Origin of the sequence: Geoglobus ahangari, from assembly GCF_001006045.1 — an archaeon.
Lineage (GTDB): Archaea > Halobacteriota > Archaeoglobi > Archaeoglobales > Archaeoglobaceae > Geoglobus > Geoglobus ahangari.
On the sequence record NZ_CP011267.1, the window covers coordinates 993649 to 1007122 of the forward strand.

The window sequence follows — 13474 nt, forward strand, 5'->3', positions numbered from 1 at the left end:
CAATTTTATGCAATACCGCAACTATTAAATAACATAGATCTCCCTGAAGAATCATGACAGTCTCGTTTAGGGCCGAGAACTGCGTCGGATGCGGATTATGTGAGATAACGTGCCCCAAATCGGCAATTAACGTTTACAAAATCGAGTCAGGCTATCATGCGGAGATAGAAGGGTGTATTGACTGTGGAGTTTGCACCGTTTACTGCCAGTATGGTGCCCTCCACCTCGACTCCTCCCCCTACCAGAAGATACTCGACAGGATGCACTACTCGAAGGTCGAGGTCGAGGGGTGCGTTTACTGCGGCATATGTGCGGAAAACTGTCCGAGGGATGCCATAGACGTTGAGAAGAGGCTTGAGAAGGAGAAGGTCAGGAACGGCTTTATCAGAATTGGAGAGGGTTGCATCCAGTGCAGGAACTGTGTCATCTTCTGCCCCACCGATGCCGTCAGGCTCATTAGAGGAAAGCCGGTCATAGACGAGTCGAAGTGCATATACTGCCAGATATGTCAGGCATCCTGTCCGAAAGACGTGATAGAAATACACTGCGACTCCTGCAAGCTCAGCATGGAGTACGCGATAAGCGGGGACATCCAGATCTCGGACTCGTGCTCCCTCTGCCTGACGTGTGAGAAGGTCTGCCAGTTCGACGCCATTCATGTCAACAGGCTCTTCGAGGGGGAGCAGAGGTTTATTGCAGAGAGGTGCCTTGGGGAGGAGTGCAGCATCTGCATGAACATCTGCCCCAACTCGGCGATAGGCTACGAGTACGGTGAGGGGAAGGTTGTCGTCTTCAGCGATGCCTGCAACTACTGCGGGAAGTGCGAGAAGTACTGCCCCGGAGACGCGATAGAGATCGTCAGACACGTCTCAGATCGCTACACCGAGATACACCTGCCAGAGAAGAGGAGGGACTACCACGAGATCAGGGCTCTGGTCAGCGTTGACGACTCGTGCATAGGCTGCCACTTCTGCGAGGCGGTCTGCAAGATAGCCAAGGACGCGGAGATGTCCGCGATACGGGGTGAGGTCGAGCTCGAGGGGTGCACAACCTGCGGCCTCTGTGAGAGCGTCTGCCCGATGGGCTCGATAAAGATCGTGGAGAGATACTGATAAATAGCTCCCAAACCCTTTTTTTGTACATGGTGGTAATCGAGCTCTTCGCAACCCTCAGGGAGAGGTACGGAAAGAGGGCTGAGGTTGACGCGAGAACGCTCGAAGAGGCCGTGAGAAAGGCCTGTGAGGTGTTCGGGGAGGAGTTCTACCGCGAGGTCTACGAGGAGGACGGCACCCTGAGGGACGACAGGATCATCCTGATCAACGGAAGAAATGTGAAGGACATGGAGAAAATCCCCGAGCTCAGAGAAGGGGACAGGATTGCGATATTCCCCCCGATTGCCGGCGGTTAGAACCTCATGCTCTCGAGATCCTCTCCACCGTAGTATATCTCCTGAACTATGTCGTAGACATCGTCCATACCCTCTCCGGTTTTGGCCGACACGGGTATGAGGGGCCTTATGAGCCCCGCCTCCCTCAGCAGGTGGAACAGATCCCTCGAGAGTCCCTTCTCCTTGGAGACATCATCGTAAAGGGCATCCGTGTCCCTGCTCCACGTGAGTATCCTCTTCACGTCGTGCTCTGGCAGCAGATCTGCCTTGCTCAGCACCGGGATCTGGGGGATGTTCAGCCTCATAACTGCAGAGGAGTACATGAACACCATCGAGGTGAAGCCCGAGGCCCTCTGGGATATAACGGGATCGAAAAGGAACACGGAAACGCAGTTCTGCCTTCCGAACGTCTGAATTATTATCTCGCTGCTGCTCCTCAGCGTGAACAGCTCCATCTGGCCGGGAGTGTCGACGAGCACGTAGTCTGCGCTGTAGAGGTCGAGCTCGTCCAAGATGTCCTCAGCCTTGGTGGCTATGAGGTCTGCCGAGACGATCTGCGCCCCGTTGGGGCCCACGTTGTACTTCTCCATCACGTCATCGACGGTTATCCACTCCCTAACATCAACATCCGGCTCGTAGGGCAGGAAATCAGCCCCGGGGTCGAGGTTGACTATCGCGTGGTCTATCTTCTTGAAGTCAAGGTAGTCTGAGAAAGAGGAGGTGAAGTATGACTTTCCGCTCCCGGCTGTTCCGATTGTGAAAACGAACACCTTATCCTCCATGGTTTTTTATTGCCAGCACCGGCTATTTAACTTGCGCTTCAACTCGCTGGTTCATACCGATTAATCATATGTTTTGAACAGGTTTTCAAAAACCGGGAACATTTATATGGTTATAATCATAATTTGATTGAGGTGAGAGAATGGGTAAGCTGGCAATAGTTCTGGCAAGCGGAGAGCTTGAGAAGATACAGGCCGCGAGCATAATCGCGAGCGTGGCGTCAACTCTTGGCACGGAAGTAATTGTTTTCGCGACGATGGACGGACTGATGGCCTTCAAGAAGGACGTTGTTGAGAATAAGGCCTGGAAGACCGCTGGAGAGCTCGGCAAGGGAATGATCGAGAGCGGAGCTCCGCTCTTCATCGACACCTTCAGGCAGGCGAAGGAGGTAGGGAACCTGAAGATGTACGCGTGCGGAATGATCATGGACATGCTGAAGCTGAAGATCGACGACTTCGTGGACATCTTCGACGACGTTGTTGGTGTCTCGGCGTTCCTTGGAATGGTCGAGGACGCGCAGGTGCTCTTCATCTAAATTTTTTGCTGAAAGGGGGTGATAGAAATGGAGGATGTGAAGGCTGACAGGGTCATAGACGCGAGAGGCAGCTACTGCCCCGGGCCGCTCATGGAGCTCATAAAGGCGATAAAGGAGGAGGACGTCGGCAAGGTCATCGAGGTCTGGTCGAGCGACGAGAGCTCGGCCAAGGACATCCCGGAGTGGGTCAAGAAGGCCGGCCACGAGCTCATTGGCGTGTTCGAGGCTGACGGCTACTGGAGAATCGTGGTAAAGAAGACCAAGTAATTTTTTCCTTTTTTGAGGTGATGCGATGAAGAGGATAGTAATTCTCGGCGGAGGTGTAGCCGGAACCCTCACGGCGAACTACCTCGTCCCCAAGATCAGGGGAGAAATCAGAGACGGTAATGTTGAGGTTACGCTCATAACTGACAGGCCGTATCAGGTTTACGAGCCCGGTTTTCTGTACCTGATATTCAACAGGCTCGGAGAGGCCGAGCTCAAGAGGGACATCAGGGAGCTGCTCGATCCGGCTGTCAACATAGTGATAGACAGGGCTACAAAAATCGAGGCGGAGAACAACAGGGTCGTGACGGAGAACGGCGTTTACGACTACGACTACCTCGTGATCGCCACCGGAGCGAGGGTTGTGCCTGAAGAGATTCCGGGCCTTAAGGAGGGTGGACACTGGTTCTACAATTTTGAGGGTGCGGTGAGGCTCAGGGAGGCTCTCGCGAAGTTCACCGGAGGAAAGGTGGTCGTGAGCGTCATGGGCGTTCCGCACAAGTGCCCCGTCGCGCCGATGGAGGTTAGCTTCATACTCCACGACTTCCTGAAGAGGAGAAACCTGAGGGACAAGAGCGAGATCCTCTACACCTACCCGATAAACAAGATCTTCACGATGGATCCGGTCGTGGAGATGATCCAGCCGATGTTCGACGAGAGGGGCATACAGTACAAGACGTTCTTCAACCCGCTTGAAGTTGACGCCAAGAACAAGAAGATCATCACGCTCGAGGGTGAGGAGGAGAGCTACGATTTGCTGATAGCCATCCCGCCCCACAGGGGTGCGAAGGTGGTCGAGGACTCCGGTCTTGGAGACAAGGGAGGATGGGTCCCCACAGACAGGTACACGCTGAAGGTTGAGGGCTACGAGAACATGTACGCTCTTGGAGATGCCACGAACCTGCCGGTGAGCAAGGCAGGCAGCGTCGCGCACTTCCAGGCTGAGGTCGTTGCGGAGAACCTCGCAGCCGAGATTGAGGGCATAGAGCCAACTGCGATGTTCAACGGAAAGGCGTTCTGCTTCATAGAGACCGGATGGGAGGAGGCGACGTACATCTGGTTCGACTACTACACACCGCCCCAGCCCGTCATGCCGAGCAAGTTCGTGCACTTCGTCAAGATGGCCTACAACAAGGCGTACTGGCTCACCGCGAGAGGTCTGCTGTGAGGTGATATGATGGAGGACAGGACGGAAAAGCTGGTTGAGAAGCTTGTGGAGAATCAGGATGCGATTGAGAGGCTCATAGACAAGATAATAATGCTCGAGAAGACCGGAGCGATAGACACGCTCGCGGATCTTGCGTCGTTCGTCAAGGTCGCTGAGGACACGCTGAGCGATGAGATCATCAAGAAGAACGCCGAGCTCGTCGCGAACCTCGGGCTCATCTCCGCGAAGTTCACAAGCGACAACGCCCTCAGGCTGATTGACGCGGTGGGAGATGCGATCTGCAGGTGCGACAAGGAGCCTGAGCCCGTTGGCGTAACCGGGCTTCTCAAAGCTCTGAACGATCCGGACGTCAAGTACGCTCTCGGATTTCTGATAAACGTCGCGAAGGCCCTCGGAAAGGCTCTGAGGGAGAGGGCGTAACCTTTATTACCTCCCTTTTTCAACCAAATTTTTTGATGTACCCGTACCCGAGAGAGGTTGTTGCGGACCTATACGTTTCAAAGCTGGGTGGATTCAGTGAGGAGATTGGCGAGAGGGAAGTGGGGATAAACGACAAGGCCCTCGAGATGAACACCTCCCTGATTGCCGAGGAGTCGAGGATAAAGCTGAGGTTTTTCGGCTCGAGGGAGAAGCCCTACTTTCTGAAGAAATCCTTCAGGGTCGTCGGGATCAGCCACGGCTCCTCAGCCTATCGCCTGTCGAGGATGGGAGAGGTCGTGCTCGGGAGAGAGCACAGGGACGTGCTCGGTGAGAGGGTTGGGGAGGCGGTGATGATCAACGCGGTCGAGTCGTTCAGGATTGACGGGGACTACTCGTCCATGAAGAAGGCCGTCCAGTCGATGCGTGAGTGGATATGGAAGTCAGAGAGCTTAGGAAGAAGGAACTGAAGGTGCTCAGAAACGCCCTCAGGTTTTTCGGCCGCGATAATTTTCTGAGGACACACGTCTTCTTTGTGGTTGAAGGCGAGAGAAGGGAGCTGTTTGTGTGCACAAAAGATGCGTGGGAGCTGAGAGGCCTTGCCAACCTCAGGAGCCTCGGGGTGAAGGTTGGAGAGATCGGGAGCAGGAGGCTCAGGCTCACCTTAGAAGGGGCGAGCATGCTCGCTGGAAACAGAAAGCGCGTTTTTGTTGGAGAGAAGGGAGAGATGCTGTTCCTGTACGGCAGGGATGGGTTCGCATCCTCTGTCCTCGATGTTGACAGGGACGTCAGGCAGAACGACGTCGTGTTCGTGGTGAACAAGTATGGAGACGTGCTTGGCCTTGGAAGGGCGAGGCTCGATGGCGTGAGGATGCTTGAGGCAGAGGAGGAGAGGGTTGTGGTAGAGAACCTCATTGACAGGGGCGAGTACCTGAGGAAAGAAAAGCTCTACAACGCCTACTAAACCCGGTACACTCTCCCGGCCTTGGAGAGCCTGTTCATTATTGCCAGCCCTATTCCCTTCTGCTCCACCCCCTCGACGACTATGACGTCGCAAAACCTGTCGAGAGTTCTCAGGGCGTCGAAAAGCCTCTCCGCAAACTCCTCGAGGCTGGCTCCGAGGTCGTAGACGTGTGGGGCAACGCTCTCGAACTCCTCCCCGTTCATCGCTGCCACTCCCACAGTCCTCCCCTCTCCGGCAAGCCTGTGTGCGAGCCTTTTGATCTCCTCCCTCCTTTTCTCCCCAACGATGACTATCGTGTCCGCCTCGGGGGAGTAGTGCCTGTACTTCATCCCCGGGCTCCTCGCCACATCGCTCTTCCCGGCCACCCTCACCTCAAATAGCTCCTCCAGCATCTCCCTCGTTATCGCCCCGGGCCTGAGGATCTCTATAGGGTAGACGGTGGTGTCGACTACGGTGGACTCCAGTCCAACTTCAGTCCTGCCGGCATCGATGACACACTCAATCTCGCTCTCGAAGTCCTCCATCACATGCTCCGCTCTTGTTGGACTCGGCTTTCCGCTTTTGTTGGCCGATGGTGCGGCAATGGGTGTTCCGGACAGCTCTATCAGCTTCAGAGCTACTCTGTGCTTGGGCATTCTGACAGCCACGGTTCTCAGTCCTCCGGTCGTCACTTCCGGCACAGCTTCTCTCTTCTCCATTACGAGGGTCAGAGGCCCGGGGAAGAACTCCTCCATGAGTTTCTCCGCTACCCTGTTTGGCTTCGCGATTCTGTAGACCTCCTCGATGCTAGAGACGTGGACTATCAGCGGGTTGTCAGACGGTCTTCCCTTGGCCTCGAATATCCTCCTCACAACCCGTTCGTTCAGCGCATCTGCCCCAAGGCCGTAGACGGTTTCGGTTGGGAACGCTACAAGCCCTCCCTGCCTTATGATGTCTGCAGCCGGCTCGAGCTCCTCGTCCCGGAACCTCTCCGGGGCAACCCTGATTACCCTCACCGCTCCTTGTTGGCGAGCGGGGTTAAAAATAGTTTAGCAGGTGAGGTGTATGGCGAGGACAGCATTTCTGCCAGACCTGAGCAGACTCTCGAATATCCTGACCGCCGAGAAGCTCTCGTCCTCGATGACCTCCACACTCCTCTCGTTCAGAAACCTCCTGACCTCCTCGTCCACCCTCATTCTGCCGTATGCGCCCGTTCCGAAGACAACGACCTCGGGGTTGAGCTGCATGATCCTTTTGATGTCGTCGAGGCTGACCCTGTGTCCCTCCTTTCTCCACCATCCCTCCTCGACTCCGTTTCTGTGGACTATCACGTCCTCCCTGTACTCCCTGCCGTTGATGACTATCCTGCCGAACTCGTACTCCTCGACTATGGCCATCAGATCACCTTGCGAGGAAATGGTCCACCTGTATGGCCTCTCCCTCCACCGGGCTCAGCAGATCCTTTCTGAAGACCTGCACGAGCCTGCCGAGCGCCTTCGGCCTGACCCTGAGCCTGACAACCGTCATCTCGCACTCCTCGAAGTAGTCGTTCCTTGCGAAGAACGTGGAATGCGAAACGATCTCCTTCCCCTCAACCTCGGCAATTATTCCCGTGACCCCTCTTCCCAGATCGACGTTCTTGGCTGTGGTTATGAACACGCAGTCGCCAAGCTTCGTATTGAGCGCGGTTGCGACGTTTATGACGTTCCTCAGCTCGAGAGTCCTGAGGTTTCCCCTCAGAATCTCCTCAATAACCTGCCTCGATATGCCGGAGATTATGTAGCACCTCATGGCCATCACCCGTACATCGGGTGGTACTCCTCCCTTGTCTCCTGCATCTGGGTCTGTTCAGCAAGCTTCTGCATCTGCGCCTCTATGAACTCCGCCTCCTTTATCAGCTTCTCCACGCTTATGTCCCAGCTGTATATCTTGTTGAGGGTGTTTATCACCTCTGCAGCAGCTCTCGGGTCGGGGTTGAACCCACCAGTCTCTCCGAGCAGCGCGAATGCCGGGAACTTCCTTGCAAAGCACTCGTTAAGCAAACTTCCGGCTATACCGCTTATCGTCCCCGTCCTGAATATTTCCACGTGCTCCCTTATCTCGTCGAGCACCTCTTTTGACGTCGCGGCCCCAAACACCCTCTTCTTGTCCTCGAACGTGGTGAGGCCTGCGAGGGAGACGATCCTCTTTGCGTTTATCGTGGTTGCCCAGTCTATTATTGCCGAGCTCAGCTCGTAGGCTATGCTCGGATGTATGGGGACGTCAGAGTGGATCAGCACGAAGTTCTTCTCGGAGCACTGGTAGATCCTTATGGGAGGCTGGATTATCCCCTCGTTGAGGGTCGCTATGGGCGGAAGGAGCTTCGACTCAACCACTCCAACAGGCTCAAGGTTGAGCTCCACGATGAAGTGACCAGTGGCTATCGTGCCGACGAGTCCTATGCCGGGAAAGCTCGTGAGAATGACTGGGTTCTCAACATCTATCTTCTCAGCGTAGATTCTCGTTTCATCCATGATGACGTTTCTGGAAAAAACTATATTATACTTTTTGCCGTGTCTTGGGCATGCGCGAGTACAGGTTCAAGAGGGGTTACAAGCCCACTCCTGAAAGGCTTGAGGAGCTCATAGTCAAGTACTTCGGCAGCTTTGAGAAGGACGGAGACGTTTATGTGGTGAGGTACAAGGCCATCGAGGAGCTCAGACTCTGGCTCGATGGAAAGAGGCTCAAGGCCGAGAGCAGAACGAACCCAAACGTTGACAGCGAGACGGCGATGGAGACCCTGAGAACGTACAACAGGTTTCTGGACGAGCTCACGGGCTACACGGCAAAGGAAAGAAAGAAGCACATGATGAAGGAGGTTGAGGACTAAATCCCTCCCATGCTTCCCACGTTCGGCAGGCTGTAGAGCGTGTAGATTGTGTAGGCGAGGTAGAGCAGCGCTGGTATTGCGGAGGAAATCAGAGCCTTCCTGAACTCTATTTTTCTCACTATGGCTATCCCATGGCTCCATATCGCTATGCTCCACACGATTCCAGCGGCTGAGATTATGGCCGAGGAGGCGATCCTGTTCCAGTCGGTCATGTAGGCTATGAACTCCTGAATGCTCGCGAACTCACCCGCCTGACTCAGGCTGTAGATCGAGATCGCCATCTGGATGTACGAGACTATTGCGTAGGGTATCAGCCCGTATCCAACGACCGTGGCGGTCTTCCTGAACTCACCCTCTCCTCCGAAGGCCCCGGAGATCAGGTGGATTACCCCCGAGATTATGAGGAAGAGTATCAGCATGATTATGTATGTCGGTATTATCGAGAAAATGCCTATCAGCGGCAGGACATCTCCAAGCTGGGACATCTCCGGCGGGAGGAGAGGCTTTATTGCCTTGAGAACCTCGTACTGTATGACCGCTGAGGGTATTGCCATAACGAATATCACGAGCAGGGGCACCTTCATCCCAAAACTGTCGAGGTTTTCGAAGAATTTCTTTGGATTTGACAGCACCTCTATCATACATCAAACTCAGGTTTTCGTGATATAAGTCTTTCTAACAGATGTGGGCCCACTGAGCCACGGGACCTCATGCTTCTCAGTCCCGTCGGGTTCCCGGGGCCCATCCATTCTCTGTCGTGCCAGTTGAATAACTTTTCCGACGGAAAAGTTTAATAGTGTTGATGATAATAATCATTCGATTGACATGAAGCTCAAGCTCAGCCTCGGGCTAAGGAGGAAGAAGGAGGAAGAGCCTCAGGAGCCGCAGGAAGGTGATGAAGAGGCTGTGGAAACTCGGGATGAGGTTGAAGCTGCCGGGGAAAGTAGGTTTGAGGTTGTGGAGGAGTACTGGATAGAGGAGCCGCACTCCAAGATTCAAATCGTCTTCGACCCTGAGAGCGGGGAGTATGAGTACCACGTCATCGAGCCGGTGCTGAACGACTACCTCTACTCCGTCTTTTACGTTGTGAAGCACTCCATCGTCGAGTACTTCCAGCCCGAGGTTGAGGACAGGGTCTCGCACCTCGAGGAGAACGCGAGGAAGCTTGTGAAGGAGATGGGGCTTGATCTCAGCGAGGAGGAGTTTGACACCGTCTTTTACCATCTGAAGAACGACTTCGTCGAGTACGGCCCCATCACCCCCCTCATGAAGGACCGCCTGATAGAAGACATCTCCTGCAACGGCTACAACAAGCCCATCTACATCTTCCACCGCAACTACCAGAACCTGAGAACGAACATCACCTTCAGTGAGGATGAGCTGGACAACTTCGTCATCAAGCTCGCCCAGATGTCTGGAAAGCACATAAGCATAGCCGAGCCCATGCTCGACGCAGCACTTCCAGACGGCTCCAGAATCCAGATGACCTTGGCAAGAGAAGTAACAGACCACGGATCCACCTTCACCATAAGAAAGTTCAGAGATGAACCTGTAACACCAATAGACCTTATCGCCTGGGGAACGTTCAGCGTCGAGCAGATGGCCTACCTCTGGCTCTGCATAGAGAACAAAAAGTCTCTGATCTTCGCCGGAGGAACTGCGAGCGGAAAAACCACCTCCATGAACGCCGTCTCCCTCTTCATCCCCAAGAACTCCAAGATAGTCACCATAGAGGACACGAGGGAGGTCATGCTCCCCCACGAGAACTGGATTCCCGCAGTGACGAGAGAGGGCGGGAAGACCATAGACATGTACGACCTGCTCAGAGCGGCTTTGAGACAGAGGCCCGAGTACATAATAGTCGGTGAGGTCAGAGGTAAGGAAGCACTGACACTCTTCCAGGCAATGAGCACGGGCCACACCACCTACTCAACTCTCCACGCCGACAGCGTTAATGGAGTCATCCACAGGCTGGAAAACCCACCCATAAACGTCCCCAGAGCAATGATAGAAGCCTTAGACATAGTCAGCATCCAGGCCCAGGTCTTCCTGGGCAGGAAGAGGGTGAGGAGGAACATGGAGATCGCAGAGATAATAGGCGTCGACCCCCACACCAAGATCATGAGAACAACAACCGTCTTCGCCTGGGACTCGACCAAGGACGAACACGTGATGGTCGGCAGCTCAAAGGCCCTCGAGGAGATAAGAACCCTGAGAAGCTGGACGAGAAAGGAGCTCGAACAGGAGCTCAAAACCCGCGAAAAAGTCCTCCAGTACATGCTCGACAACAACATCCGCGAGTTCAGAGAGGTAGCGAGAATAATCCAGACCTACCAGATTGATCCCGAGAAGGTGGTGAGGAGCCTTGGTATTCAGGAATGAGAACACCCTCACGAAGCTCGCCTACAGGTGGTTTGGAGACAGGGCGAGGAGGAATCTCACGAACTACTACGAGCTGGGGCAGAAGCTCCAGCAGGCGATGATCAACATACCTCCGGATGTTTACATAGCCACCCAGATGCTTTTCTCAGTCATAATGGCCGTCATCGGCCTGATAATCGGCGCCATCATAGCCCTGATGGTCTACCTCTTTGCCGAGATTCCGAGATTCGACATATACTTCCCGGAGCCTTTCCTGAGCTTCTGGCTCCAGTACAGGAAGATATTCATAAGCGCCTTCCTCGCGGTTCTGATCGCGGTGCTGTTCTACATGCTCGGCCAGTTCATGTTCAAGATATATCCGGGGTACATTGTGAGCGACAGGAAGAGCAAGATAGACAAGCTTCTCCCGAATGCTGTGACGTTCATGTACTCCCTCAGCCTCGGAGGGATGCCCCTCATCCAGATCTTCAAGTCCATAGCGAGCTACGAGGATGTTTACAACGAGCTTGCGAAGGAGTTCGGCAGGATAATTATGGACATTGAGGAGCTGGGAGAGGATCTGAGGTCTGCGCTGACCAAGGCGATGGAGCTCACACCTTCCAAGAACTTGGCCGACCTGATACAGGGGCTCATAACGATCATAGACAGCGGTGGAGACGTGACGGGCTACTTCAGGGACAGGGCAGACTACTACCTCGAGATGGCGAGGCAGGATCAGAAGAACTTCCTCGAGTTCCTGAGCTTAATGGCTGAAAGCTACATAACTGCATTCGTTGCAGGGCCGCTGTTTCTGATTATAATCCAGACGGTCATGGCCGTGATGGGAGAGGGAGACACGAACCTCCTCTACGCGGTCGTCTACATGATAATCCCTGTTGGTGCGTTCTTCTTTGCTGTAGTGATAAAGCTGATCAGTCCGATTGAGTCCGGAAAGGCCCCGCTCATCGAGGAGAAGGATGTGATCAGGAGGGAGATCGACGAGAACGTCATGAAGAAGTGGAAGTCGTGGATGACGCGCAGGAAGATGTCCCCGAAGTACCTCCTCATGAACTACCCCTATTCGGTCTTCGCGGTCTCAGTCCCCCTCGCGATCGCCTTCATGATATACGGGTTCATGCTCTACCCGTTCACCCCGACCATAAACTGGCTCTTCAACGTTGACGACTACATCTTCATAGCCATAGTGATCGCCCTCCTCCCCTACGCGATAGTCTACCAGATCTCCAAGAGGAGAGTCAACATGGTTCTGAAGCTCACTCCGGTGTTCCTCAACAGGCTCGCCTCGATGAACGAGAGCGGCATGACTGTCTCGAGGGCCATCAGAACCCTCGCGAGAACTGACACAAGCCCGCTCAAGAAGGAGATCGAGCAGATCGAGAAGGATCTTGAGTGGAACGTCAGCCTCGTCGACGCGCTCATAAGGTTCGCCAACAGGCTCAGGACGTTCGAGCTGACCAGAACGATAGTTCTGCTCGTTGAATCGCTCAGAAGCACGCCCAACGTCACTGAGGTTCTGAGAATCTCCGCGAAGGACGCGAGCAACGCTGAGCTGCTGCGGAGGGAGAGGATAAAGAACATGTCGATGTACGTGATGATCATCTACATCTCCTTCTTCGTCTTCATAGGTATCGTCTACATAATCTCCTCCACCTTCCTCTCAGTCCTCGCTGAGAGCACCGCGAAGATGGCAGGGGGTGGGGGGTTCATGGGAATGGCGTCGATAGACGAGGAGTTCTACAAGGCGATATTCATGCATGCTGCGGTCTTTCAGGGGCTGTTCGCGGGGCTTGTTGCTGGAGTGATGGGGGAGGGGGACTTCTCGTCAGGCGTCAAGCACTCCCTGATCATGGTCATCTTCGCCTACGTCCTGTTCACGATGTTCATCTAACTTCCCTCTCTGAGGGAGAGAAACACCGCACACAAAACGAGCAGAGCTCCGAAGAGCTGCACCCCGCTCAGAACCTCGTGGAACGCGAGAAATCCGACCGTACCGGCGGTGACCGGCTCTATCAGCGCGATGACCGGCCCCTTCTCAACCCTAACTCTCCCCATCCCGTAGCTCAGGAGGATGAAGGGAATGGCCGTCGGTATCAGGCCGAGGCCGAGGGTGAGGATAGGATCTCCGAACTCAAACCTGAAGAGGGGTGCGAGCAGAATAACGCCTATGAGAAGGTTCGAGAACGTTATCTGAATGGGGCTGTAAACCTTCCCGAGCCTGTTGAGCATGATGAACGCTCCCGCATAGACGAGCCCGGAGATGAATCCAGAGATTATTCCAACGTTTAGCTCCTTCTCAGGGCTGAGGAGCAGGTACAGACCTGTTATCCCCAGAACGAGGGACAGAATGGAGGTTCTCGTGACCCCTCCTTTCACCATCGCGAAGACCATCACGTAGACGGGAGCCATGTAGAGGAGGAGCGCTGCCGTGGCTGCGCTGAGGTGGGTTATTGCGGTTATGTAGAAGAACACGACTCCCGTGTTCAGCACTCCGAGCAATGCGAGCTCCTTCCCGAACACCGGCCTCTCTCTCCTGATGAGCATGAACAGGGCGACGAACATTAACCCCACGCTCACCCTGTAGAACGTGGCGGAAAATGGGGAGAGCTGGAGCGACTTTATGAAGTACGGAAGGGTCCCCATCAGTATCGCTGACAGCAGTACCGCTAATTCTCCCCTCATTCAGGAGGACTTCACGCAACCCGTATTTATTATTTCTGAGCCATAAAATG

Annotated in this window: 18 protein-coding genes; 11 read left to right on the forward strand and 7 right to left on the reverse strand. The window is 54.5% G+C overall.

Annotation, left to right across the window (positions count from 1 at the left end):
- Positions 1-53: 53 nt before the first annotated feature.
- Both GAH_RS05835 and GAH_RS05840 read left to right on the forward strand, forming a co-directional pair.
- Positions 54-1112 carry a 4Fe-4S binding protein gene (locus tag GAH_RS05835; protein WP_048095281.1) on the forward strand — a complete coding sequence of 353 codons (1059 nt, stop codon included), beginning with the start codon at positions 54-56 and terminating at the stop codon, positions 1110-1112.
- A 29-nt stretch (positions 1113-1141) separates the two neighbouring features.
- Complete coding sequence (locus tag GAH_RS05840; RefSeq protein WP_048095283.1) at positions 1142-1408, forward strand: MoaD family protein; 267 nt, start codon at positions 1142-1144, stop codon at positions 1406-1408.
- Here the strand turns inward: GAH_RS05840 and GAH_RS05845 are convergent.
- A complete protein-coding gene (locus tag GAH_RS05845; protein ID WP_048095285.1) occupies positions 1405-2169 on the reverse strand; it encodes an ATP/GTP-binding protein in 765 nt (254 codons plus the stop codon). The two genes, GAH_RS05840 and GAH_RS05845, sit on opposite strands and share 4 nt — an antisense overlap.
- Before the next feature lie 140 nt (positions 2170-2309).
- Here GAH_RS05845 and GAH_RS05850 point away from each other — a divergent pair, with 140 nt between their 5' ends.
- From GAH_RS05850 to GAH_RS05875, 6 genes are read left to right on the forward strand one after another with little or no spacing between them, the layout of a single operon-like run.
- Complete coding sequence (locus tag GAH_RS05850) at positions 2310-2702, forward strand: DsrE/DsrF/DrsH-like family protein (protein WP_048095287.1); 393 nt, start codon at positions 2310-2312, stop codon at positions 2700-2702.
- 27 nt (positions 2703-2729) lie between these two features.
- Complete coding sequence (locus GAH_RS05855; RefSeq protein ID WP_048095288.1) at positions 2730-2969, forward strand: sulfurtransferase TusA family protein; 240 nt, start codon at positions 2730-2732, stop codon at positions 2967-2969.
- Between the two features lie 25 nt (positions 2970-2994).
- A complete protein-coding gene (locus GAH_RS05860) occupies positions 2995-4134 on the forward strand; it encodes an NAD(P)/FAD-dependent oxidoreductase (protein ID WP_048095291.1) in 1140 nt (379 codons plus the stop codon).
- 6 nt (positions 4135-4140) lie between these two features.
- Positions 4141-4554: a DUF1641 domain-containing protein gene (locus GAH_RS05865; RefSeq protein ID WP_048095293.1), complete on the forward strand. Its 414-nt coding sequence runs from the start codon at positions 4141-4143 to the stop codon at positions 4552-4554.
- A 35-nt stretch (positions 4555-4589) separates the two neighbouring features.
- Positions 4590-5021 carry a hypothetical protein gene (locus tag GAH_RS05870; RefSeq protein ID WP_048095295.1) on the forward strand — a complete coding sequence of 144 codons (432 nt, stop codon included), beginning with the start codon at positions 4590-4592 and terminating at the stop codon, positions 5019-5021.
- The gene (locus tag GAH_RS05875) at positions 4988-5515 is read left to right on the forward strand and encodes an NIP7 pre-PUA domain-containing protein (RefSeq protein ID WP_048095297.1); all 528 of its coding nucleotides are present in this window, start codon (positions 4988-4990) and stop codon (positions 5513-5515) included. The genes GAH_RS05870 and GAH_RS05875 overlap by 34 nt, the downstream gene beginning before the upstream one ends.
- Here the strand turns inward: GAH_RS05875 and GAH_RS05880 are convergent.
- From GAH_RS05880 to GAH_RS05895, 4 genes are read right to left on the reverse strand one after another with little or no spacing between them, the layout of a single operon-like run.
- Positions 5512-6510 carry an L-threonylcarbamoyladenylate synthase gene (locus GAH_RS05880; RefSeq protein WP_048095299.1) on the reverse strand — a complete coding sequence of 333 codons (999 nt, stop codon included), beginning with the start codon at positions 6508-6510 and terminating at the stop codon, positions 5512-5514. The genes GAH_RS05875 and GAH_RS05880 overlap by 4 nt on opposite strands.
- Before the next feature lie 33 nt (positions 6511-6543).
- Positions 6544-6891 carry an Mth938-like domain-containing protein gene (locus GAH_RS05885; protein WP_048095301.1) on the reverse strand — a complete coding sequence of 116 codons (348 nt, stop codon included), beginning with the start codon at positions 6889-6891 and terminating at the stop codon, positions 6544-6546.
- Between the two features lie 4 nt (positions 6892-6895).
- Positions 6896-7285, reverse strand: coding sequence for a DUF473 domain-containing protein (locus GAH_RS05890; RefSeq protein ID WP_048096785.1), 390 nt, complete (start codon positions 7283-7285; stop codon positions 6896-6898).
- Positions 7286-7290: 5 nt separating this feature from the next.
- A complete protein-coding gene (locus GAH_RS05895) occupies positions 7291-8007 on the reverse strand; it encodes a proteasome assembly chaperone family protein (RefSeq protein WP_048095303.1) in 717 nt (238 codons plus the stop codon).
- Positions 8008-8057: 50 nt separating this feature from the next.
- Between GAH_RS05895 and GAH_RS05900 the strand changes: the two genes are divergently transcribed.
- The gene (locus GAH_RS05900) at positions 8058-8363 is read left to right on the forward strand and encodes a DUF5611 family protein (protein WP_048095305.1); all 306 of its coding nucleotides are present in this window, start codon (positions 8058-8060) and stop codon (positions 8361-8363) included.
- On the opposite strand, the gene GAH_RS05905 is transcribed toward GAH_RS05900, so the two are convergent.
- A complete protein-coding gene (locus GAH_RS05905; RefSeq protein WP_048095306.1) occupies positions 8360-9004 on the reverse strand; it encodes a Yip1 family protein in 645 nt (214 codons plus the stop codon). The two genes, GAH_RS05900 and GAH_RS05905, sit on opposite strands and share 4 nt — an antisense overlap.
- 184 nt (positions 9005-9188) lie before the next feature.
- Between GAH_RS05905 and GAH_RS05910 the strand changes: the two genes are divergently transcribed.
- Positions 9189-10745 (forward strand): type II/IV secretion system ATPase subunit, encoded by a 1557-nt coding sequence (locus GAH_RS05910; protein ID WP_048095307.1) that lies wholly within the window; start codon positions 9189-9191, stop codon positions 10743-10745.
- Positions 10729-12633 (forward strand): type II secretion system F family protein, encoded by a 1905-nt coding sequence (locus GAH_RS05915; RefSeq protein WP_048095309.1) that lies wholly within the window; start codon positions 10729-10731, stop codon positions 12631-12633. The genes GAH_RS05910 and GAH_RS05915 overlap by 17 nt, the downstream gene beginning before the upstream one ends.
- Here GAH_RS05915 and GAH_RS05920 read toward each other — a convergent pair.
- On the reverse strand, positions 12630-13424 hold the full coding sequence (locus GAH_RS05920; RefSeq protein WP_048095311.1) for a DMT family transporter: 795 nt from the start codon (positions 13422-13424) through the stop codon (positions 12630-12632). The two genes, GAH_RS05915 and GAH_RS05920, sit on opposite strands and share 4 nt — an antisense overlap.
- Positions 13425-13474: the final 50 nt, after the last annotated feature.